The following is a 21,864-nucleotide window of genomic DNA, read 5'->3' on the forward strand; positions in this document are numbered from 1 at the left end:
GCTTACTTAATTTTGTGGTCTATAAATGGATAGTCTTCTTGCTCATATACAACATCGTACATGATGTTTTTATCTGGATATGGAGATTCGTCTGCAAATTTTTCACATTCTGCAACGCGTTTTTTCACATCCTTATCAATTGCTTTCAAATCTGCTTCAGAAGCATATTCGTTTTCAAGAATAATATCTTTTACTTGTGTAATTGGATCTATCTTTTTGTACTCAGCTACCTCATCTTTTGTTCTGTAGTGTTGTGCATCAGACATTGAATGACCTCTATAACGGTATGTTTTAACCTCTAAGAATGTTGGTCCACCACCTTTTCTTGCACGTTGAATAGCTTCATCAAAAGCCTCGGCAACTTTAATCGGATTCATTCCATCTACCGGTCCAGAAGGCATATCATAACCTAATCCTAGTTTCCAAATATCTGTATGGTTTGCAGTACGTGCTACTGAAGTTCCCATCGCATAACCATTGTTTTCACAAACAAATACTACTGGTAAATTCCAAAGCATAGCTAAGTTAAAGGTTTCGTGTAACGATCCTTGTCTTGCAGCACCATCACCAAAGCAACAAATAGTTACAGCATCTTTATCATGATACTTATCTCCAAAAGCAATACCTGCTCCTAATGGAATTTGACCACCTACAATACCGTGACCTCCATAAAAACGGTGTTCTTTTGAGAAAATATGCATAGATCCACCAAGACCCATTGACGTTCCTGTAGCTTTTCCAAATAATTCTGCCATGACGCGTTTAGGATCTACTCCCATACCTATTGGCTGAACATGATTACGGTATGCCGTTATCATTTTATCCTTAGTTAAATCCATAGCATGTAGAGCACCTGCTAATACAGCTTCTTGTCCATTATATAAATGAAGGAATCCTCTAACTTTTTGTTGAATGTATACTGCAGCAAGTTTGTCTTCAAACTTTCTCCAGAATAACATGTCTTCGTACCACTTTAGGTAAACTTCTTTGGTTATCTTTTGCATTTCTTGATGAGTTCTTTAATATCAATTAACAAAAATAACACTTTAGGCAACAATGAAGAAACACTATCTCATAAAAAAAAGAAGTGATTACTGATTTTTTTGCAATGAAAAGCCTATAACACTGAATTTTCAAAAAGAAGTGGCAATAAATTCGCTAGAGAATTTGATCTTATCACCTTGCCTTCAGCTCCCATGAAGTACAATTCTATGGGTTGGTCTTGTTTTATTTCGTATTCTGCGATAGATTGCCTACAGGCACCGCATGGAGGAATGGGCTTGTCTGTTAATTGATTTTGTGAAGATGCTGTTATGGCCATCTTTAAAATCTTTGCTTTTGGATATTTAGCACCAGCATAATAAATGGCTGTACGTTCTGCACATAAGCCTGAAGGATAGCACGCATTTTCTTGATTACTTCCTATAACCACTTCATTATTATCGAGCAAGATTGCGGCTCCTACATTAAATTTAGAATAAGGCGCATAAGCATTCTCTCTTGCTTCTATTGCAGTAGCCATTAAATTCTGTATGTCCTTAGAAAGTTCATTAACATCTGTAAAGACTTGTAATATGGTTTCTATTTTTACTTCCTTCATGGTTTGCAAATTAGTTTAGACAAAAAAACTATTGTTCTGTTAAACAATAGTTTTTTTTATATCGAAATTTACTAATAAATTTTAATATTCATCATATTCTCCAGCACCAAAATTAAAGGTTAAAGAAAAACGTAATGTATTTTCTAATGGACTCTGAATTTTTGAGGCTGAAAACAAATACGATAAATCAATATTTACAGTGGTGTATTTAAATCCTGCTCCAAGAGCGAAAAACTTACGAGCACCTTTATCGTCTGCTTCGTTAAAATAACCTGTTCTGAAAGAAAAACTATCTTGATAGGTGTATTCTGCTCCTAATGCCCAAGTAAATTCTCTTAGCTCTTCACTTAAACCACCTGGTGCATCACTAAATGACTGAAATACCCCATTTAAAAAACTAACATCATTACTTTGACCATCAATTATAACATTATCTTCAGATGCAGCTAACTGATCGTCTGTTTGAAAATCACCAGCATCTTCATTAAAGACTCCGTCTTCATCAACATCAGTAAACACAATTTTATCTCCATAAATAGGAGGTGTTGGCACTAAATACTTAGTAACCTCTGCAGATACACCTAATTTATTATATTCATCGAAAATAAAATCGAAACCAGCACCAAGTCTTAAATTGGTTGGCTGAAATACATCTTGTCCTGCATCATCATAAGTGAACTTTGGTCCTAAGTTTTGGATAGCAAAACCAGCTCTCCAACGCCCATTAAAATCATTATACGCTTCTTCCTCACTTTGGTAATATCCTGTAATATCTGCTCCAAATGTACTACCTGCGTTAGCATTAGAATCTACGGCACCTAGTCGTAAAGCAGAGCGCATATAACGTAAACCAACAGCCATAGAAAACTGCTCACCTAATCGTAACGAATAGGCTGCATCTATTGCAAATTCATTAGGTTTTACCGCTGTTCCAGGATCATTAGCATCTTGCGTTAATACAATTTCTCCAAGTGAAAAATACTTAAGACTTGCTGAAAACGCACTGTAATCGTTTAAACGATTAAAATACGTCACATAACTTAATGAAATATCATTTACCAATCGTGTTAAATAAGGAGTGTAACTTAAACTAACTCCTTGTTTAGTTTCTGAAAACGCATATTTTGCTGGGTTGTATTGCTGCGAAAAGCCATCTACTGACGTTGCAACTCCCATATCTCCCATAGAAGCAGATCTTGCATCTGGAGAAATAAGCATAAACGGTAAACCTGTTGTAATTACACGGCTGTCGTTACTATTAGCAGTAATTTGTGTCGTTTCTTGACTACAAACCAAATTAATCATTACCAATGATACAGCGGTTATAAAATGTTTTTTCATGTTCAATTTTTGAAATATTAATACGGCTTGAGCTGTACTAATTCGTTAGCAAATATAAATTATTATTTAAGAAGTGATTTAAACTTTTGCTTTTTGATATAAACCCACAATGTTACACTCTGATTATCAAAAATATAACAATAAAAGATATCGCAATTTATAAAATCACAAGCTTTTGAATTTTTTCAACTTGTTTATTTAAACGCTCAGATTTAACTTTTAGTTTATAGACATAGACTCCTTTTCCAATTTTATCTCCAAAATCGTCTCTTCCATCCCAAACCATACTTCTAGATAATGACGAAGCACTACTAGTACAGAGTTCATCTGCACCTGTTTGCCCATTTAAAGTTCTTACCAATTTACCTGAAACTGTAAAAATCTGTATAGAAATATCTAAAGTCTCTGAACTATTATGATTAAACCAAAATTCTGTATAACTCACAAAAGGATTTGGATAATTTAAAACGTTAGTGATGACTAGTCCTTCATCTTCATCGAAAACTGTAAATTGAATTTCAGATGTCGAAGAATTATTATAAACATCCCAAGCCTTAACAGTCAGTGTATGTAAACCCGGTTCTAAATCTCTAAAAGGATAGGTTACAAGGCCATTTTTGTAATCATCTACATTAGCTTGATAGTAATTATTTAAAACAATAGGATTGGTTTCATCTCCATCAATGATAGCTGTAATATCATGACCAATTCCACTTGCGGTATTAATTCCGTTTTCATCTTGAAGCTTAGCAAGTAAGTTTGGAGATTCGTTTGTAATACCTCCAGATACAAAACTATCATCGTTCATAAATAAATTAATGACAGGTCCAATATTATCCTCTGGTGCATCTTCATTAATACCTCCAATTGTAATATCAAAATTTGATCCTGCTTGATCGGATAATGGATTCTCTGTTTTTGCATAGAAACTCACTTTACCATTTCCGACAGGAATACCAATATCTTTTGGTACTATAAAATCGAATTCAAATAATCCATTTACAACACTTGCCTGACCTTTAAATAACACTTCTCCTAATGTTGTGAAGTCCATAACAATAAGTTCTCCACTAGAATCCGTTACACCATCGTTACCTAAGGTTTGTCTTTCAATTTGCTTATCAAAAACCGTCGCAGTTAACACACCATTGTAATTTGATATTAAATTCCCATTAGTATCTACAACTTCTCCTGCCAACTTTGTATAACTTAAAGCACTTAGTGTTTCTATAGATTGTGTAATTGGCACGTCATTTACTTTGGTTAATACAATATTTGGTTGAGGAATCGCTAATTTCATAGCTGGATCTCCAATATAAAATACCAATCTTTTTTGGCTAGATCCTGCAATATTATTGTCCGTTTTTGTTAATCGCATTGCTTCACCCATTGATACATAATCATTAGATTCAAATGCAAATAAATAATCATCGAGCACTTTATTAAAAGATTCACCAACAGAAACAATGATTTGTCGTGTTGTGGTCAATAAAGCAATTGCACCACCATTTGTGTTCCAAAAAGTAAACTCACCTGCTGTATCTCTTTCTGGATCATCAAATTTAGTATACTCACATGTTACAGTTATAAATAAATTATACTTACAAACATTATTTACTTCTTGTGAGTCTATTTTATCAAAAATTCGTTCTGTAGCAATACCATCTTCACTACCATGACCAAAATAATTAACAACTAATGCTCCAACCTCAATCGCATCTTTTATAGCATCATTAACTTTAGGATACCTATTTCCTGCAGATGAAGACTCTTGCTCATAAGCATCTGAATGAATTTTAGTAACATTAAAAAATGGTTTTTCTTCTTCTAAAGTTACTCCTAGATCATCCGTTGCTAGTTGTAATCGCTTTTCCCATTCTTCATCTACATCATCAGAAATAAGCAAAATATTGTTTCTCCAGCTTCCATAAGACGATGGCTGGTAATACGAATAAATTTTATCTACCATTTCTGTGGCACGTTGCACATCTTCTGCTAAAATTCTACCTACAGCAATATCCATTCGGTCAGAAATTGCCATACCGCCTTCATTATCGTCTAACATTGCAAAATAATCATCCGAAACAAATGAACTCGTTAAACTAAAACTATTATTAGTGTACCAAGTAGGTACTAAATTGGTGTTATTCTGTAACCTGTCTTTATAATCGTAAGAACCATCACCAAACAAACATAAGTATTTTAAACGTTCGCTCGGTGTGCTTGCATTGTCATATACATATTTAATGAAATTTCTTAAAGCCGCGATATCTTGACTGCCTGTGCTAAACTCGTTATATATAGTTTGTAAATCAACAACCTTTACATTTAAATCGTACTGATCTCTATTAATCTGAGCTAAGCGCTCCGCTTGTGTAATGAATTGCGATGGCGCTAGTATAATGTAATCTATATCTTCAAAATCTCCTTGAGCATTGGTAAAGATTGTACCTTTTAAATTCTGATTAGAAACAACTGATCTCGAGTCCGTTTTAGGTGTAAAAACATCTGAGTTAGAAAATGCTAAATAAGTTCTTTGCTCACCTGATTGTGCTTTAAAACTGAAAGTACTAGCGTTATCCGAGTTTATGGTATTACTAACATTAAAACGATCTGTTATATCCCATATTTCTTTAACATTAGCAGCGCTAGTTAAATTGTATTGCGCTATTCCAGGAGTCGTAACCACATCGTTATTTTTAAAAACCAGTTGATCCCCGTCGTATATTAAACCTCTTGTAGCTTCAATATTTATATAATCTAAATATGCGTTTGCCGAAGGGTTACCACTGTTGTTATAATCGAATGTCAATGTTATAGTTTCAGAGGTCATGGTATGTTGTTGGTTATATGAAACAGCTGTACCTAAAACCGCCCCAGGACTAATAATCCCCAAACTTAGATTAGCGACTTGAGTGCCATTAATATCAACCTGCATAGTTGTTGGCACTTCAGAAACGGAACCAACGGCAATACTAAAATCCACAGGAATACTGGTTACTAAATTTGGAAAATCAAATTCATAAACACGTTGGTTTTCAATATCAAAATCATCCCCAAACCAACGACGACCTAATTTTGAGATATTATAATCATCAACTTCATAAAATTGATAGTCTTGGAACGTATCAATTTCAAGATTAGCAGCACCATTAATAGTTGGCATACTTTGAATACGTTTACCATTACCAGAACTTACATTTACATAATAGTAAGTCTTATCTGTATATAGGTTTAAGTTAGTCTGGCTTTCTTCGCTATAGGTTTTTGGACCTTCACCATAAAAAAGAATATAATCTGCATTATCAAAGCTACCATCTTCCTCTCCAACAAACTTCACTGCATTTTCTACAACATCAAAAGGATAATTAGCAGAATTCTCTAATGGCAACATTCTTCCTCCGTTACCATAAATTTTAATTGTTTGTGGGTTTACTGAATTGGTATTAATACCTAAGCCACCTAAAAAACTTTTAGACAACTTAAAAACACCAGACTCTTCAATATAAAACCGATACCATTCTCCTGAGCTTAAAACTGAATTGGTAACTTCATTGACTCCCATGACTACGTTACTACCGAAACCCGAGAATGCATTATAATTTATAGTAAATGATGTGATTTTTTTATAAACACTACGATCCTTAACAATAGGGTTTAGTTCAAAATAATGGCCTTTTTTACCTCGAGCGTTTGTGTTATATAACTTATAATTTAGTGAACTTGGAATAAGTTCTAGATTTAGATTTTTTAATTCGGTTTTAGAAATGGTTTCATAAACCACATTGGTTAATGATACTGAATTTTCATCTATTTGACCTCCATTGCTATCCCATTGTGCAAAAAAGGTTAGTCCAACTTCTTCATTATAATCAAAATGATTCGCATCAAAAGAAGGTACTTCAATTTTATTATAAGCCGTTTCTAAAACAATAGATCCATCCCAGTTTATATCAAATTGTTTTTGTTGCCCAAAACAATGCATCGTAAATAAGAGTAGAGCGATTAAGTAGCAATTTTTCATTTATTTCTTTTCAGTTTGAGTCTCTAGTTAAATTATAAATATACCGTCAATTGTATATTTAAATAATTCACAATACAATAACGGCTAATGAAGCACGATATTATGACCACGTAATTTTTATTTCAAAAATACAACAATAAATCATTTCACTCCTCGTTATTAAAGGGCAAAATACATCGGTAAATTGAAAAATATCCGTTGTTATGTTCAAAATAAAGGATGAAATGCACTTATTTTTACATTTAGACGCAAAAAAAAGTTGTTGGTTTACCTTTAATTGTTATATTGCGACTCTAAAATTAAACGAGCTTACTTAAACGTATGGATATGAAAAATGTCTCAAACTTAAAATTCTTAATAGCAATAACGTTTTGCGCAACAATTGTTGGCTGCAACCGTTCTTCTAATTCTGGCAATACTGATAGTGCCACAGGCTGGAAAATCAACGATACCAAAGGTGGTTTTCAGTACAATACTCAATTTCAAGAACAGGAAACTCCTCCGGGAACTGCTTTTGTTGAAGGTGGGACTTTTACAATGGGTAAAGTACAGGATGACCCAATGCATGATTGGAACAACACTCCAAATCAACAGCATATTCAGTCTTTCTACATGGATGAAACTGAAGTTACCAATGTAAATTATCTATTTTATTTAGATTATTTAAAAAATGTGTACCCACCAGATGATCCAAATTATGCATTAATCTATAATGGTGCACTTCCAGATACTTTAGTATGGAGAAACCGTTTAGGTTATAACGAAATGATGACCGAAAACTATTTACGTCACCCAGGTTATGCAAATTACCCTGTTGTTGGTGTAAGTTGGATTCAAGCTGTTGAATACGCTAACTGGAGAACAGACCGTGTTGCAGAATTGTCATTACAAGAAGCTGGCTACATAAAAAGAGATGCTCAATACACAGATGTAAGTGCAGAAAGTACTTTTAGTACAGAAACTTATATTAATGCTCCATCTCAAACGTATGGTGGTAACACTGAAGTTTTAGAAGGTGGAAGAAGAAGACAACAAACAGATGCTGAAGGCAACCCTATTAATGTTTACGCTAATAGAGAGTCAGGATTAATTCCTGTAAAATATAGACTACCTACTGAAGCTGAATGGGAATATGCAGCTTTAGGAATGAGTGAATTACGTCAGTACAATGTATATAGAGGTCGTAAGAAATACCCTTGGGATGGTCAATATACAAGATCTGGGAAACGTGTTAACCGTGGAGATCAATTAGCCAACTTTAAACAAGGTAAAGGTGATTACGGTGGAATCGCAGGATGGTCTGATGATGGTGCTGATATTACTGCTGAAGTTAAAACATACCAACCAAATGATTATGGTTTATATGACATGGCAGGTAATGTTGCTGAATGGGTTGCCGATGTTTACAGACCTATTGTAGATGATGAATTTAACGATTTTAACTACTATAGAGGAAATGTGTATACTAAAAACGCAATTAACGAAGATGGTACAGTAAAAATTGTAACTATTGATGAGATTGTTTATGACACTTTAAGTAACGGTAAAATTGTAGCTAGAGATTTACCTGGTGAAATTGCAAAAGTACCTGTAGATGAAGATGAAACTTACTTAAGATCTAACTTTAGTCAATCTGATAACAGAAACTTTAGAGATGGAGATAAACGTTCTTCACGTTATTACAGAGAAAGTTTTGACGAATCTGATGCTAATAAAAGTACAACGAACAAAATGTACAACTCTCCAAAGCATACAGTACAAATGGATTCTACAGATGGTGAAATGATTAGAGAGTACGATGATTCTAATAGTAGAACATCTTTAATTAATGATGAAGTAAGAGTTTATAAAGGTGGTTCTTGGAGAGATAGAGCGTACTGGATTGATCCAGCACAACGTCGCTACTTCCCACAAGATATGGCAACAGACTATATTGGTTTTAGATGTGCGGTTTCAAGAGTAGGATCTAAAAGCGAAAAAGGAGGAAAAAGACAGAATTAATAAATTCTAAATAATATTTTAAAAAGTCCTGATATATTTATCAGGACTTTTTTTTATTTTTAAACCTATGGAAATCGAAAACATTTATCAAAGTTTTAAAGCTTGTAGTACTGTTGCAACAGACACAAGAAAATTACAACAAGACTGTATGTACTTTGCTCTAAAAGGAGATAATTTTGATGGTAACAAATTTGTAAAACAGGCATTTAAAGGTGGTGCAAAATATTGTATCGTAGATGACACAGAAGCCATCCTAAACAAGAATTGTATATATGTAGAAAACGTACTCGCTACACTACAAAATCTCGCAACGTATCACAGGAATGAAATTAAAATTCCTATTATAGCATTAACAGGAAGTAACGGCAAAACCACTACAAAAGAACTTATCAATGCTGTTTTAGAGACCACTTATAAGGTTAAAGCCACAGTAGGTAATCTAAACAATCATATAGGTGTTCCACTAACCTTATTAAGCTTCTCCGATGATTTAGATTACGGGATTGTAGAAATGGGAGCTAATCACCCAAACGAAATCGCATTTCTTTGCAATATTGCACAACCAGATTATGGCTTAATTACAAATTTTGGCAAAGCACATTTAGAAGGCTTTGGAAGTATTCAAGGTGTTATTAAAGCAAAAACCGAATTATATAATTATTTAAAACAAAACAATAAAACAGTTTTCATAAATAGTAATGATCCAGAACAACTGAAACAAATCGCTGACTATGTAAATGTTAGTACTTTTGGTTCTAATGAAAATAACGATTGTACCATCACCTTTGAAGAAGCTAATCCTTACGTCTCTATTAACTGTAATAATTTAAAAATTGAAAGTCAGCTTATAGGTGACTACAATTATGGAAATATTGCGATAGCCATAGCAATTGGAACATATTTTAAAGTTAACGCTGAATCTATAAAAAAAGCAATTGAAAGCTATCAACCTGATAACAATCGCTCTGAAATTATAGAAAAAGGAACTACAAAAATTATACTTGATGCTTACAATGCTAATCCAACAAGCATGCTTGCCGCTATTAAAAACCTCAAACAGCTAAAGGATGAAAATAAATACTTATTTCTAGGTGATATGTTTGAGTTAGGTTCTGAAGCAGCGAAAGAGCACCAAGAGATTGTAAATTTTCTAGAGTCAAATTTCACAAAGAACATTTATATTATTGGCGAGAATTTTTACAAAACCAATTCTATAGAATCTACTCATAAACTATCGAGCTTTGAAGACTTAAAACCACATTTAAATGCGCTTAAACTTCATAACGCAACGGTTTTAATAAAAGGATCTAGAGGAATGGCTTTAGAACGCATTATGGACTTTATTTAAGCCCTAATTTAATTGAGCACAACTTATTTCATATTTCATTATTGCACGTAGAAAAAGCAATAAACGAAGTGTATTTTATACTCAAAAGATTTACATCAAGCGATTGTACAAAAAATGATTCAAAGCAAAAAATCCCGATCTACAAAAGTAAATCGGGATTCCTTATTCTGTGGGCGACAAGGGATTCGAACCCCTGACCCCTTGGGTGTAAACCAAGTGCTCTGAACCAACTGAGCTAGTCGCCCTAATAAATGAAGCAATGTATAAAAAAAGTTCACATTCATGTGAACTTTGTGGGCGACAAGGGATTCGAACCCCTGACCCCTTGGGTGTAAACCAAGTGCTCTGAACCAACTGAGCTAGTCGCCCTATTTATTAGGAATGCAAAGATACTATAGTTTTTAATATCTCAAAATATTTTCTTAATTAAAATCAAATAATTTCTGCGACCACAAAAGTACTTCCTCCTATATAAATTAAATCTGTTTCATTAGCGTTTGATTTTGCGACACTTAAAGCAAGTTTAACACTATTAGAAACCTCTCCTTTTAAACCATTTTCTTCAAAAGTTTTTTGCAAAATTTCAGCATTTAGCCCTCTTTGTACATCTGGTTTGCAAAAATAGTACAATGCATCTGTTGGTAAAAGCGGTATAATACTATCTAAATCTTTATCATTAACAACTCCAAAGACTATATGAAGTGTTTGGAACACCTCTTCTTTTAACTGCTGCATCACATAAACTAATCCTTCCCTATTATGAGCTGTATCGCATATAATTTTGGGTTGCTCTTGTAAAACTTGCCATCTTCCTTTTAAACCTGTGTTAGAAACGACATTTAAAAGGCCTTTTTCTAAATCCTGTTCAGTTATCTTAAAATCTAAATCATTTAAAATCTTTATGGATTGTATAACAGTCTTTATATTATGAATTTGATAAGCGCCTTTTAAATCACTTTCCAAAATCTGATCTACGGTTTGATCTGCAAAATAGATCTCAGAATTTGTTTCTTCGGCTTTACGTTTAAATACCTTTTCTGTTTCTGAATTGGTCTCTCCTACTACAACAGGAATATTTTGCTTTATAATTCCGGCTTTCTCACCTGCAATTTTTGGAAGTGTGTTTCCTAAAAATTGAGTATGATCAAAACCTATATTTGTGATTATGGATAATTCTGGAGTAATAATATTTGTAGAGTCTAACCGTCCTCCTAATCCGACTTCAATGATTGCAATATCTACCTTTTCCTTTGAGAAATAATCGAAAGCCATACCTACGGTCATTTCAAAAAACGACAATTGATTAGCCTCTAAGAACGTTTTATTTCGTTTAATGAAACCAATAACAGCATGTTTGCTAATGACATTTCCATTAATACGAATACGTTCTCTAAAATCTTTTAAATGAGGTGATGTATATAAGCCAACCTTATAACCAGCTTCGTGTAAAATAGAGGCCAGCATGTGGCTCGTAGACCCTTTACCATTGGTGCCACCAACATGTATAGATTTAAATCCATTTTCTGGATGATTTAAATGCTTCGCTAAGTTTATAGTGTTGCTTAGATCTTTTTTAAAAGCTGAGTTGCCTTTATTTTGATACATTGGAAGTTGTTGGAACATCCAATTCACAGTATCTTGATAATTCATATTATTGACCTACATCAAAATTAATACTTACGAAACCAACTTGCTCTACTGGAGCGTCTGAATTCGCTGGCCATTTAAAAGTCATAGCTGTTTTTCTAGCTGCTTCAAACAAACAACTTGTTCCTGTTGTTCCTTTCTTACCGGGAAAAGCTTTTATCACTTTCCCTTGTCTATTAACTCGTACTTCAACAACTACCAAACCGGTTTCTTGACAATCAGGTAGCACAATACTATTATTAGGTTTGCCTCTTCCTCCTAATCCATATCCTACACCACCTTTTCCAGGTCCAGAGCCTCCAAAATAACTTGCAGCATAAGGATCACCATCTAATTGACCTTTATTTCCTCCTTGATTATCTGGTCCTTCTCCACCATCTGTATTTCCTGCTGCATTTTTAACTCCACCAATAAGATTGTCTAGTTGTTTCTTTTTCTCGGCTTCTTCTGCACGTTTCTTTTCTTCAGCTTCACGTTTTTCACGTTCTACTTTTTCTGCAGCCGCTTTTGCCTCTGCTTTGGCTTTAGCTTCAGCAGCATCTGCTTTAGCTTTAGCATCTTTTTGTTTTTTAATAGCGATAGCTTCAGCATTATCTTGCGTCATTACCTCTTCTGCTTTTGTTGCCGCTTCAGTTGGTACAACTTCCGATTCTTCAGGCTGAACTTCTTCAACCACCTCTTCTTCTACTACTTGTTCTTCAACTGCTTTTTTAGGTTCGCTTAAAGGTTTATTTCCACTCCCAACATCTGTAGTTCCAAAATTTACAGCAACACCATATTCTTCTGGTGGATCCATATATTTTGGACCAACAACAAATAACAATAACAATAATATCAATACTATTAATGCTGTTATTTTAGCTGAATTCTGTTTATGTTTAGAGTCGAGATATTTCATTTTTAAGTAACTAACTTAACTGATTTATTGCGTTGATTTTACAGCTAAAGTTGATTTAATTTTATTTCTATTCGCTATATCCATTATAAAAACTACATGTTTCATTTCAACATCTTGGTCTGAACGAATGGTAATTGACTCTGTCCCAGAAGTACCAACTTTAGATAACACTTCTGCTTCTAAATTTTCTTTTGAAACCTGTTTGAGATTAACAAAGTATTCGTTATTCTTATTAACGCTTACAGATACATTTTTTGTTTGAGTAGTTTTACTTGACGATTTTGGTAATAAAAGGTCTATTGCTTCAGCCGAAACTAAAGTCGACGCAATCATAAAAAAGATTAATAACAGAAATACAATATCTGTCATTGAAGACATATTGAACTCTGGTGTAATTTTATTTCTTCCTCTAAGATTCATATTACATAGGTTCGTTAAGTAAGTCTAAAAACTCTACAGAATTAGCTTCCATTTGGTATACCACTTTATTTGTACGTACCACTAAATGGTTATAAGCGACATAACTAATAATCCCAACAATTAAACCACCTACTGTAGTTGTCATTGCTGTATACAAACCATCTGCTAATGTTTTGATATCAATAGAACCTCCAGAATTAGCAATTTCGAAAATTGAAATAATCATACCAATTACAGTTCCTAAGAAACCTATCATTGGTGCAGCACCTGATATCGTAGCTAAAACACTTACATTTTTTTCTAGATCATAAACTTCTAACTTACCCGCGTTTTCAATAGCAGCATTAATATCTTCAAGCGGCTTACCTATTCTTGTTATCCCTTTACTTATTAATCGAGATACTGGTGTATTAATTTGGGTACACAATGCTTGAGCTGATTCTATTTTACCATTACTAACAGAGTCTTTAATTTGATTCATAAAATTAGCATCTACTTTTGAAGCTGCTTTTATAGTAAAAAGACGTTCAAAATAAATATAAATAGCAAGAACTAGAAGTACAAAAAGAATTGCGATAATAGCAATACCAGCCGTTCCACTACTGCTAATTAATTCTATAATGGAAAGCGTTTTCTTTACAGGTTCTCCTTCTGCTAGCACTTCTGCTGATTCTTGAATAGTACTTAATGATATCATACTAAAATTTTTGTTTTTGTTCTTAATTAAACCGAATGAAAGTTAAACCATACTATAGTCGTTCCTTTTAAAATTCATTCGGTATTATAACGTTAAGTTTTGGGCTTAAGTATATTTATAAATTTAATATTAAAAAATAGCTCTTGTTACCATAAAGGCAGCTGCACCTGCAATAAAACCTACAAATGCTAACCAAGATATTTTTTTTAAATACCAAAAGAAATCAATTTTTTCCATTCCCATTGCTACAACACCTGCAGCAGAACCGATAATTAGCATACTACCACCTGTACCTGCAGAATACGCAATAAAGTGCCAAAGCTCATTATCTAATGGTTCTGAGAACATGCCTAAACTTGCTGCGACTAATGGTACGTTATCAATTACAGCAGATCCAACTCCTAGAAGTAATACCACTAAATCCGATACTCCTTCATGATGAAATTCAGTACCTAACATTGGCATAGTATCTTGTAGTGATCCTGCAAATCCGAACAAAATACCTAATGATTCTAAAGCTGCAACCGCCATTAAAATTCCTAAGAAGAATAAAATACTTGGTAATTCAATTTTAGATAAAGAATGGTGAACGGGACTATGACTTGCTGCAGAAGCATGCTCATCTGATCCTACTTCAGAGATTGCAAATTTTGAGTTACTGTAAACTTCCGCAAAAATAGCTACAACACCTAAAGAAAGCATCATACCTACATAAGGAGGCAAATGTGTTATGACTTTAAATATTGGTACAAAAATGATAGCACCTAATCCTAAGAATAACATTGTAGAACTAAACTTGTTTTTTGGTTTCCCATCTGAATCTTGCAACTCTAGAGTTCCTTGAAAAGGCTTTAAGAATGATGCAATAAAAGTAGGCACTACCATACATATTAATGATGGGATAAAAAGATATGATAATAATTTGCCTGTTGAAACTTTATCACCAATCCAAAGCATAGTGGTTGTTACATCTCCAATTGGAGACCATGCACCACCAGCATTTGCAGCAATAATTATTAAACCTGCATACCAAATTCTAACATCTCTTTCTTTTACTATTTTTTGAAGAATTGATATTAAAACAATCGTTGCCGTTAAGTTGTCTATAATTGCAGAAAGTACAAAAGCTAAAATTGAAAACATCCAAAGTAACTTCTTTCTACTATTAAAGTTTACTGCATTCTTTATGGTAGAAAAACCATCGAAATAATCGATAATTTCTACAATAGTCATAGCACCAAGTAAGAATACTAAGATTTCTGCCGTTTTACCTAAATGATGTAATAAAGTCTCTTCCATTAAATGCATTTTTTCTTCATGCGGAAGTAACCCAAAATTCTCCATAAGGCTATGATTAGCAGAATCGAACCATTGGCTAAATCCATCAATACCCAATGAGATTAATGCCCAAGTTATAGCCATCATCACTAAAGCTGGTATTAATTTGTCAATTTTAATATTATGCTCTAAAGTTATAGCTAGATAACCAAAGACGAATACAAGAATTATTACTGTTTCCATAGTTTATTAAATTAATTGTCCTAAGGCAATTTCAAAAGCGGTTTCGCTTATGCCTTTTTTTGTTGGGTTATTTTTATGTACTTCTATTAATGCTTTTTCAATGACTTTAGAGGTGTCTTTAAAAATGGCCTCATCTGTCATTTGTACTTTACGCTCCATAAAATAAGCAAATACTCTAGCCATACCACAGTTTGAAATAAAATCTGGGATTAAGCTCACTTTTTGATCTGTATCTTCCATGATAGATCCAAAAAATATTTCCTTATCAGCGAACGGTACATTTGCACCACAAGTAATAACTTCTAAACCTGTAGAAATCATCTGATCAATCTGGTTTTGAGTTACTAATCTCGATGCTGCACAAGGCGCAAATATTTCGGTTTGTAAAGACCAAATTTGTTCGTTTATCTCTTCGAATGGAATTAAATTATCTGCAATCAGTGTATTTCCGTTTTTTGTAAGATATAAATTGGTAATCTCTTCAAATGAAAATCCCTCTGCATTAATTAATCCACCTACTCTATCAATAATACCTACAACTTTAGCTCCCATTTGTGAAAAATAGAAAGCTGCTGCAGCTCCAACATTACCAAATCCCTGAACAACAACGCGTTTTCCTTTAATGGAATCGTCATTAATTGTATAGAAATGTTTTGCTGCTATAGCAACACCATAACCTGTAATCATATCTGCAACCGTATATTTACGGTTAACACTTGGTGAGTATTCTGGGTTTTCGATTACCTTGATAACTCCATGTCTTAACTGACCAATTCTGTTAATTTTGTCTGCTATGGTTGGTTTAAAATGACCTTCAAAAACGCCTTCTTGTGGATGCCAAACACCACTTTCTTCAGTGATTGGAATGACTTCATGTATTTCGTCTACATTTAAATCGCCACCTGTACCATAATAACTTTTAAGTAATGGAGATACAGCAGCATACCAACGTTCTAAAACACCTTTTTTTCTAGGATCTAAAGGATCAAAATTAATTCCAGATTTTGCACCACCTATTGCTGGTCCTGAAACGGTGAACTTAACTTCCATCGTTTTCGCAAGAGACAATACTTCATTTTTGTCTAATCCTTTTCGCATTCGTGTTCCTCCACCTGCTGCTCCTCCTCTTAAGGAGTTAATTACGGTCCAACCCTCTGCTTCAGTTTCTGGATCGTTCCAATGAAACACAATTTCGGGAGTCTTATTTTCGTATTTATGTAGTAAGTCTTTTATCAATTTTTGTGGGTTTAATTTCTTGTAACAAATATAAAAAACAATCGAACCATATGAACCCTTCTAGACTTTTTCTTTTTTCTAAAAAGTGAAGAATGGATACTCATATTATATCTGTATTTTCAATCGAAGGTATTTTACATCTGACAAGATTATTTTACGTTGATAAATTTCTATTAAAACTCAAAAATAAATTAAGGTAATTATGTTTCGTGTCTTAGATTAGGCATTAAAATTTTTCCAGAAGAATGATTTTTTGTAGCTCCTGTTACACTCTTTAAACAATTAATCTCACTTCTATCTTTTAGCACTCCAAGTAAACCAAAAATTAATGCTTCCTTAAATTCAATAATTTCGTTTTCTGGTATTATAATTTTAGCTTCAGATAGATCTTGAATGCGTTTCATTAAAAAATCATTAAAAGCTCCTCCACCAGTTACTAAGACTTTTTTCTTATTTTCAACTAAAATCATTGAAATTTGAATGGCGGCATGCTCTACATACGTTCTTAAAATATCTTCGATTTTAAGCTTAAAAGAATCAATTAATGGAAATATGTTTAAGTCTACCCATTCCAATCCTAAAGATTTAGGTGGTTGTTCTTTGTAAAATGGATGTGCATTTAATTGTAATAATAAATCTTTATTCACTTTTCCTGTTGATGCTAATTGACCTTTATTATCAAATTCAAGATTTAATTTTGAAACATAATGGTTCAAAACAATATTAACTGGACAAATATCAAAAGCTATTCTTTCAAAATTAGATTCGAAAGAAACATTAGCAAATCCACCTAAGTTCAGACAATAATCATATGTATTAAATAATAAATCATCTCCAATAGGAACTAAAGGAGCACCTTGTCCGCCAAGTTTAACGTCCTGTACTCTAAAATCACAGATAACTTTCATGTTTAATTTATCAGCTAAAATCTGCTGATTCCCAATTTGATAAGTTAGTCCAATCTCAGGTCTATGTAATGCCGTATGTCCATGAGAAGCAACAAAATCAATATCCTCAAGCTTATGCTTAGTTATAAAATTAGAGACAACAGTTGCTAAATATTCTGAATAACTAAGGTCAATATCCTTTAATTCCTCTAAAGGCAGTGACACTAATTGGCTTAAAGTAGATTTCCATTCTATAGAATATTTAATAGTCTCAGCGGTATTAATTTGAAACTGCCAACCTTGGTTAAAAGAAAAACTTACGGCAATAATATCTATGCCATCTAAAGAAGTACCAGACATTAATGCGAGGATTGTATAATTCGATTTTATCATATTAGTAAAAATAATATTACTTATTGAAAATAACACAAGAAACAATTATCTTTGTAAGAAATTTTTAAGAAATCAATAATTATATAATATATGGACTTTAATTTAACAGAAGAACATTTAATGATAAGAGATGCAGCTCGCGATTTTGCACAAACGGAATTACTTCCTGGTGTGATAGAACGTGATACTGCACAAACATTTCCTGAGAGCTTAGTTCGTAAAATGGGCGAATTAGGATTTTTAGGTATTATGGTAGATCCTAAATACGGAGGAAGTGGTATGGATGCTATTTCTTATGTACTAATTATGGAGGAATTATCTAAAATTGATGCCTCTGCATCTGTGATGGTTTCTGTAAATAATTCATTGGTTTGTTATGGACTAGAAGCTTTTGGTAACGAAGAGCAAAAAGAAAAATACTTAACAAGATTAGCTACTGGAGAATGTATAGGCGCATTTTGCTTAAGTGAACCCGAAGCAGGAAGTGATGCTACATCTCAAAAAACAACTGCTATTGATAAAGGTGATCACTATATATTAAACGGTACAAAAAACTGGATTACAAATGGTGGACGTGCAGAAGTCTTTTTAGTAATTGCACAAACTGATAAGCATAAAGGATCTCATGGAATAAATGCTTTTATTTTAGAAAAAGGAATGCCTGGTTTTGACATAGGACCAAAAGAAGATAAATTAGGTATTAGAGGTAGTGACACGCATACTTTGCAATTTAATGATGTAAAAGTCCCTTTAGAAAACAGGATAGGTGACGATGGATTTGGTTTTAGATTTGCGATGAAAACACTTTCTGGTGGAAGAATTGGGATCGCTGCACAAGCCTTAGGTATCGCTGCAGGTGCTTATGAATTAGCTCTAAAATATTCTAAAGAGCGTAAAGCTTTTGGAACTGAAATATGTAATCATCAAGCTATTGCTTTTAAGTTAGCAGACATGCATACTGAGATTGAAGCTGCAAGAATGTTAGTTATGAGGGCTGCTTGGGATAAAGACCAAGGTAATAATTATGATATGTCTAGTGCTATGGCAAAATTATACGCAAGTAAAGTAGCCATGGAACATACTGTAGAAGCTGTACAAATTCATGGTGGAAACGGATTTGTAAAAGAATACCATGTTGAACGTTTAATGCGTGATGCAAAAATCACTCAAATTTATGAAGGAACTTCTGAAATTCAGAAAATTGTAATTTCTAGAGGATTGATAAAAGGATAATAATTTCTATTATATATTTTGAAAGGCTTCAGAGTTTAACTTTGAAGCCTTTTACTTTTAAGAAAGATCGTTGATCACTAATCTTAATTCACCATAGGAGAATTTATCGTCTAATTGATGTTTTAATTCAGTCAAGTTTTCAAAAGTCTTAGTTGGAATAATCTTCTTTAATTCTACATAATGTTTTTTAGACATTAAATCTGTTATTTCAATTTCACCTGAAGATGTAAAACTTGCCAAATGTCCAAAGATGGTAGTTACATTTAATTCACGTTCTAATGCTATTTGATCTATTGATTTTCCAGATTTAAATAAATCTAGAGATATTTTCTTAGTATCTCCTTTTTGTCGTTTTGGTTTTAATTCTTCAAAAACTGAAGGTTCAATAGATGTTTCAATATCGTTTTCTTCACAATAACTTTTAATTACTTTTAGTATTTCTATTCCATATTTTTCAATCCGAGTTTTTCCCATACCATGTACTTCTTTCAATTCTTGTTTAGAAATGGGTAACGTTTCACACATCGCATATAACGATTTTTGTGTGAAAATTTGGAAATGAACTAAATCCTCTCGATCTGCAATATCATTTCTAAGCTCTCTTAATAATTCAAAAAGTTCAACGTTTGTGGTTCCATCAACGATAGCTTTACGTTGTTTTTTTGGTTTTTCCTTAGCTAGGAAAACAGATTTACCTCTTAATTCTAAATATTTCTCAGAATTAAATTCATTTTTAAGTCCAACAAAATAGAGCAACTTAGTTGCCAATAATTCCTCTAATGTATCGAAATGCTTATTTATATCTTTTTCAATAGTTTTATTATCTGTTGAAAACACCAAAGCTTTTAATGAAACTTCAATTACAGCTTTAGTTTGATTAGAAAAATAAGTTATAGCTTTTACAAACCGATCTTGAATAGATGCATTAGATTCTGGAATTTCAGAAATATCACCTATTGATTTTAACTGAGAATTAAAGGATGTGCTTACTTTTAATAAATTCGTTATGCAATCTTTGATTGTTATCAAGGGAGTTTCAATACTACCTTCTATACTTCCTCTATTTTTATAATAAATATCAAGTATTCTATTCAATGGAAATAAAAACTTGTAATAATTAAAAATTTCAGATATTAAATCTAATTGAAAAACTCTTTTAGATTGTTGTAAACTATCCGAATTAGGTTGATTAGCTTCTGCTGCTTCATTGAATGAAATAACATTACTATCACTAATAATTTGGTTTGGGGTAATTTTACTTTTTAAAACTAATCCTTCAAGAGATTTACAACGACTAAGGGCGACATAAGTTTGACCATGAGCAAAAGCCCCTTCTGCATCAATAATTGCTTTTTCAAATGTTAAACCTTGACTTTTATGAATTGTAATTGACCATGCTAAACGCAAAGGCATCTGAGTGTAGCTTCCAATTCTATCTTCAGAAATAACACTTGTAACAGAATCTACAGTATAATTTATATTTTCCCACTGTTCTGGTTTAGTAACAATATTAAAATCATCATCTGGACAATTTACAATTACTTCATCATTATCTAGTAGAATAACTTTTCCTATTTTACCATTAAAATAACGCTTCTCTGGCGAACTATCATTCTTTACAAACATGACTTGAGAACCAACTTTTAATACTAATTTTTGATCATTAGGATAAGAATGTTCAGGGAATTTACCTTCAACAACAGCATTATAAGTTTTAGATTTCCCTTTGAGTTTCTCTAATTCAAGTTGATTGACCTGAGTTGCTTTACTATTATGAGTGGTTAATGAAATATAACCATCATCTTCATTCGGAATAAACTTTGGTTTATAACGTTTATTTAATTCTTCAGCAGATTCTTTACTCAATTTATTGTTTCTTACTTCATTAAGAATTTCAATAAATACAGGATTATCTTGCCTATAAATATGCTTAAGTTCTATAGTAATTGCTCCACTATTTTGATATGCTTGACTACTAAAGAAAAACGCATTTCTATAAAAAGGACTCAATATTCTCCATTCATGATCTTTAATTACAGGTGACAATTGTTGTAGATCACCAATCATTAATAACTGTACACCTCCAAAAACAAGATTCCTATTTTTAAAACGTCTTAATGTTTTATCTATACCATCTAATAAATCTGACCTAACCATACTTATTTCATCGATAACTAATAAATCTAAAGACTTAATAATATTGATTTTAGTTTTACTGAATTTTCGATTAAAACCAGCTGAAGCATTTAAATCTGTATCAGGTAAAATAGGACCAAAAGGCATTTGAAAAAAAGAATGAATTGTAACACCTTTAGCATTTATTGCTGCCACTCCTGTAGGTGCCACTACAACCATACGCTTAGATGATTGCATTTTCAATTTATGTAAAAAAGTCGTTTTACCTGTTCCCGCTTTTCCTGTAAGAAAGATATTCCTATTTGTCTTTGTTACAAAATCCCAAGCAAGGTCAAGCTCTTTGTTTACATTCATAGTTTGTATAGGTATAAGGTAGCAAGTTAATAAAAACTTCTTAAAAAGGGTATAAACAAAAAAAACCCTTACTAGTTATCTAGTAAGGGTTCTTAAAAAAGGCGGCGACCTACTCTTCCACAGTTAAG

Annotated in this window: 15 protein-coding genes and 2 tRNA genes; 3 read left to right on the plus strand and 14 right to left on the minus strand. The window is 32.8% G+C overall.

Going from position 1 to position 21,864, the window contains the following annotated elements; genetic code table 11:
• Positions 1-2: 2 nt before the first annotated feature.
• The 4 genes from pdhA to porU all read right to left on the minus strand — a co-directional run bounded on the left by pdhA (position 3) and on the right by porU (position 6,965).
• Positions 3-1,004, minus strand: coding sequence for a pyruvate dehydrogenase (acetyl-transferring) E1 component subunit alpha (gene pdhA / locus HM981_RS16965; RefSeq protein WP_179339992.1), 1,002 nt, complete (start codon positions 1,002-1,004; stop codon positions 3-5).
• A 113-nt stretch (positions 1,005-1,117) separates the two neighbouring features.
• Positions 1,118-1,600 carry a cytidine deaminase gene (gene cdd, locus HM981_RS16970; protein WP_179339993.1) on the minus strand — a complete coding sequence of 161 codons (483 nt, stop codon included), beginning with the start codon at positions 1,598-1,600 and terminating at the stop codon, positions 1,118-1,120.
• Between the two features lie 81 nt (positions 1,601-1,681).
• Positions 1,682-2,941, minus strand: coding sequence for a type IX secretion system outer membrane channel protein PorV (gene porV / locus HM981_RS16975; protein WP_179339994.1), 1,260 nt, complete (start codon positions 2,939-2,941; stop codon positions 1,682-1,684).
• A 157-nt stretch (positions 2,942-3,098) separates the two neighbouring features.
• A complete protein-coding gene (gene porU, locus HM981_RS16980) occupies positions 3,099-6,965 on the minus strand; it encodes a type IX secretion system sortase PorU (RefSeq protein ID WP_179339995.1) in 3,867 nt (1,288 codons plus the stop codon).
• A 321-nt stretch (positions 6,966-7,286) separates the two neighbouring features.
• Here porU and gldJ point away from each other — a divergent pair, with 321 nt between their 5' ends.
• Both gldJ and HM981_RS16990 read left to right on the plus strand, forming a co-directional pair.
• Complete coding sequence (gene gldJ, locus HM981_RS16985; RefSeq protein ID WP_179339996.1) at positions 7,287-8,966, plus strand: gliding motility lipoprotein GldJ; 1,680 nt, start codon at positions 7,287-7,289, stop codon at positions 8,964-8,966.
• Positions 8,967-9,033: 67 nt separating this feature from the next.
• Positions 9,034-10,314 carry a UDP-N-acetylmuramoyl-tripeptide--D-alanyl-D-alanine ligase gene (locus HM981_RS16990; RefSeq protein ID WP_179339997.1) on the plus strand — a complete coding sequence of 427 codons (1,281 nt, stop codon included), beginning with the start codon at positions 9,034-9,036 and terminating at the stop codon, positions 10,312-10,314.
• A gap of 170 nt (positions 10,315-10,484) precedes the next feature.
• Here the strand turns inward: HM981_RS16990 and HM981_RS16995 are convergent.
• The 9 genes from HM981_RS16995 to HM981_RS17035 all read right to left on the minus strand — a co-directional run bounded on the left by HM981_RS16995 (position 10,485) and on the right by HM981_RS17035 (position 18,013).
• Positions 10,485-10,559: transfer RNA gene (locus tag HM981_RS16995), tRNA-Val, on the minus strand.
• A 49-nt stretch (positions 10,560-10,608) separates the two neighbouring features.
• Positions 10,609-10,683 (minus strand) — tRNA-Val (locus HM981_RS17000).
• A 63-nt stretch (positions 10,684-10,746) separates the two neighbouring features.
• Positions 10,747-11,964, minus strand: coding sequence for a bifunctional folylpolyglutamate synthase/dihydrofolate synthase (locus HM981_RS17005; RefSeq protein ID WP_179339998.1), 1,218 nt, complete (start codon positions 11,962-11,964; stop codon positions 10,747-10,749).
• 1 nt (position 11,965) lies between these two features.
• Positions 11,966-12,859: an energy transducer TonB gene (locus HM981_RS17010; RefSeq protein WP_179339999.1), complete on the minus strand. Its 894-nt coding sequence runs from the start codon at positions 12,857-12,859 to the stop codon at positions 11,966-11,968.
• Between the two features lie 24 nt (positions 12,860-12,883).
• On the minus strand, positions 12,884-13,279 hold the full coding sequence (locus HM981_RS17015) for an ExbD/TolR family protein (protein ID WP_179340000.1): 396 nt from the start codon (positions 13,277-13,279) through the stop codon (positions 12,884-12,886).
• Position 13,280: 1 nt separating this feature from the next.
• Positions 13,281-13,976, minus strand: a complete 696-nt coding sequence (locus tag HM981_RS17020; protein ID WP_179340001.1) for a MotA/TolQ/ExbB proton channel family protein — start codon at positions 13,974-13,976, stop codon at positions 13,281-13,283.
• A gap of 129 nt (positions 13,977-14,105) precedes the next feature.
• Positions 14,106-15,497: a sodium:proton antiporter NhaD gene (gene nhaD / locus HM981_RS17025; RefSeq protein WP_179340002.1), complete on the minus strand. Its 1,392-nt coding sequence runs from the start codon at positions 15,495-15,497 to the stop codon at positions 14,106-14,108.
• Positions 15,498-15,503: 6 nt separating this feature from the next.
• Positions 15,504-16,730: a Glu/Leu/Phe/Val dehydrogenase gene (locus tag HM981_RS17030; protein ID WP_179340011.1), complete on the minus strand. Its 1,227-nt coding sequence runs from the start codon at positions 16,728-16,730 to the stop codon at positions 15,504-15,506.
• A 203-nt stretch (positions 16,731-16,933) separates the two neighbouring features.
• Complete coding sequence (locus HM981_RS17035) at positions 16,934-18,013, minus strand: anhydro-N-acetylmuramic acid kinase (protein ID WP_179340003.1); 1,080 nt, start codon at positions 18,011-18,013, stop codon at positions 16,934-16,936.
• A 90-nt stretch (positions 18,014-18,103) separates the two neighbouring features.
• Here HM981_RS17035 and HM981_RS17040 point away from each other — a divergent pair, with 90 nt between their 5' ends.
• Positions 18,104-19,246 carry an acyl-CoA dehydrogenase gene (locus HM981_RS17040; RefSeq protein WP_179340004.1) on the plus strand — a complete coding sequence of 381 codons (1,143 nt, stop codon included), beginning with the start codon at positions 18,104-18,106 and terminating at the stop codon, positions 19,244-19,246.
• 57 nt (positions 19,247-19,303) lie between these two features.
• Here HM981_RS17040 and HM981_RS17045 read toward each other — a convergent pair whose 3' ends face one another.
• Positions 19,304-21,736 carry a helix-turn-helix domain-containing protein gene (locus HM981_RS17045; protein ID WP_179340005.1) on the minus strand — a complete coding sequence of 811 codons (2,433 nt, stop codon included), beginning with the start codon at positions 21,734-21,736 and terminating at the stop codon, positions 19,304-19,306.
• Positions 21,737-21,864: the final 128 nt, after the last annotated feature.

The sequence above is a fragment of the Winogradskyella ludwigii genome, from assembly GCF_013403985.1.
GTDB lineage: Bacteria > Bacteroidota > Bacteroidia > Flavobacteriales > Flavobacteriaceae > Winogradskyella > Winogradskyella ludwigii.

Bases quoted from the DNA above. Each gene is read 5' to 3' on its own strand.
- porU (WP_179339995.1), bottom strand. From the start codon at position 6,965: ATGAAAAATTGCTACTTAATCGCTCTACTCTTATTTACGATGCATTGT.
- HM981_RS17040 (WP_179340004.1), top strand. From the start codon at position 18,104: ATGGACTTTAATTTAACAGAAGAACATTTAATGATAAGAGATGCAGCT.
- HM981_RS17020 (WP_179340001.1), bottom strand. From the start codon at position 13,976: ATGATATCATTAAGTACTATTCAAGAATCAGCAGAAGTGCTAGCAGAA.
- HM981_RS16990 (WP_179339997.1), top strand. From the start codon at position 9,034: ATGGAAATCGAAAACATTTATCAAAGTTTTAAAGCTTGTAGTACTGTT.
- HM981_RS17035 (WP_179340003.1), bottom strand. From the start codon at position 18,013: ATGATAAAATCGAATTATACAATCCTCGCATTAATGTCTGGTACTTCT.
- HM981_RS17045 (WP_179340005.1), bottom strand. From the start codon at position 21,736: ATGAATGTAAACAAAGAGCTTGACCTTGCTTGGGATTTTGTAACAAAG.
- cdd (WP_179339993.1), bottom strand. From the start codon at position 1,600: ATGAAGGAAGTAAAAATAGAAACCATATTACAAGTCTTTACAGATGTT.
- HM981_RS17005 (WP_179339998.1), bottom strand. From the start codon at position 11,964: ATGAATTATCAAGATACTGTGAATTGGATGTTCCAACAACTTCCAATG.
- HM981_RS17015 (WP_179340000.1), bottom strand. From the start codon at position 13,279: ATGAATCTTAGAGGAAGAAATAAAATTACACCAGAGTTCAATATGTCT.
- HM981_RS17010 (WP_179339999.1), bottom strand. From the start codon at position 12,859: ATGAAATATCTCGACTCTAAACATAAACAGAATTCAGCTAAAATAACA.
- nhaD (WP_179340002.1), bottom strand. From the start codon at position 15,497: ATGGAAACAGTAATAATTCTTGTATTCGTCTTTGGTTATCTAGCTATA.
- gldJ (WP_179339996.1), top strand. From the start codon at position 7,287: ATGGATATGAAAAATGTCTCAAACTTAAAATTCTTAATAGCAATAACG.
- porV (WP_179339994.1), bottom strand. From the start codon at position 2,941: ATGAAAAAACATTTTATAACCGCTGTATCATTGGTAATGATTAATTTG.
- pdhA (WP_179339992.1), bottom strand. From the start codon at position 1,004: ATGCAAAAGATAACCAAAGAAGTTTACCTAAAGTGGTACGAAGACATG.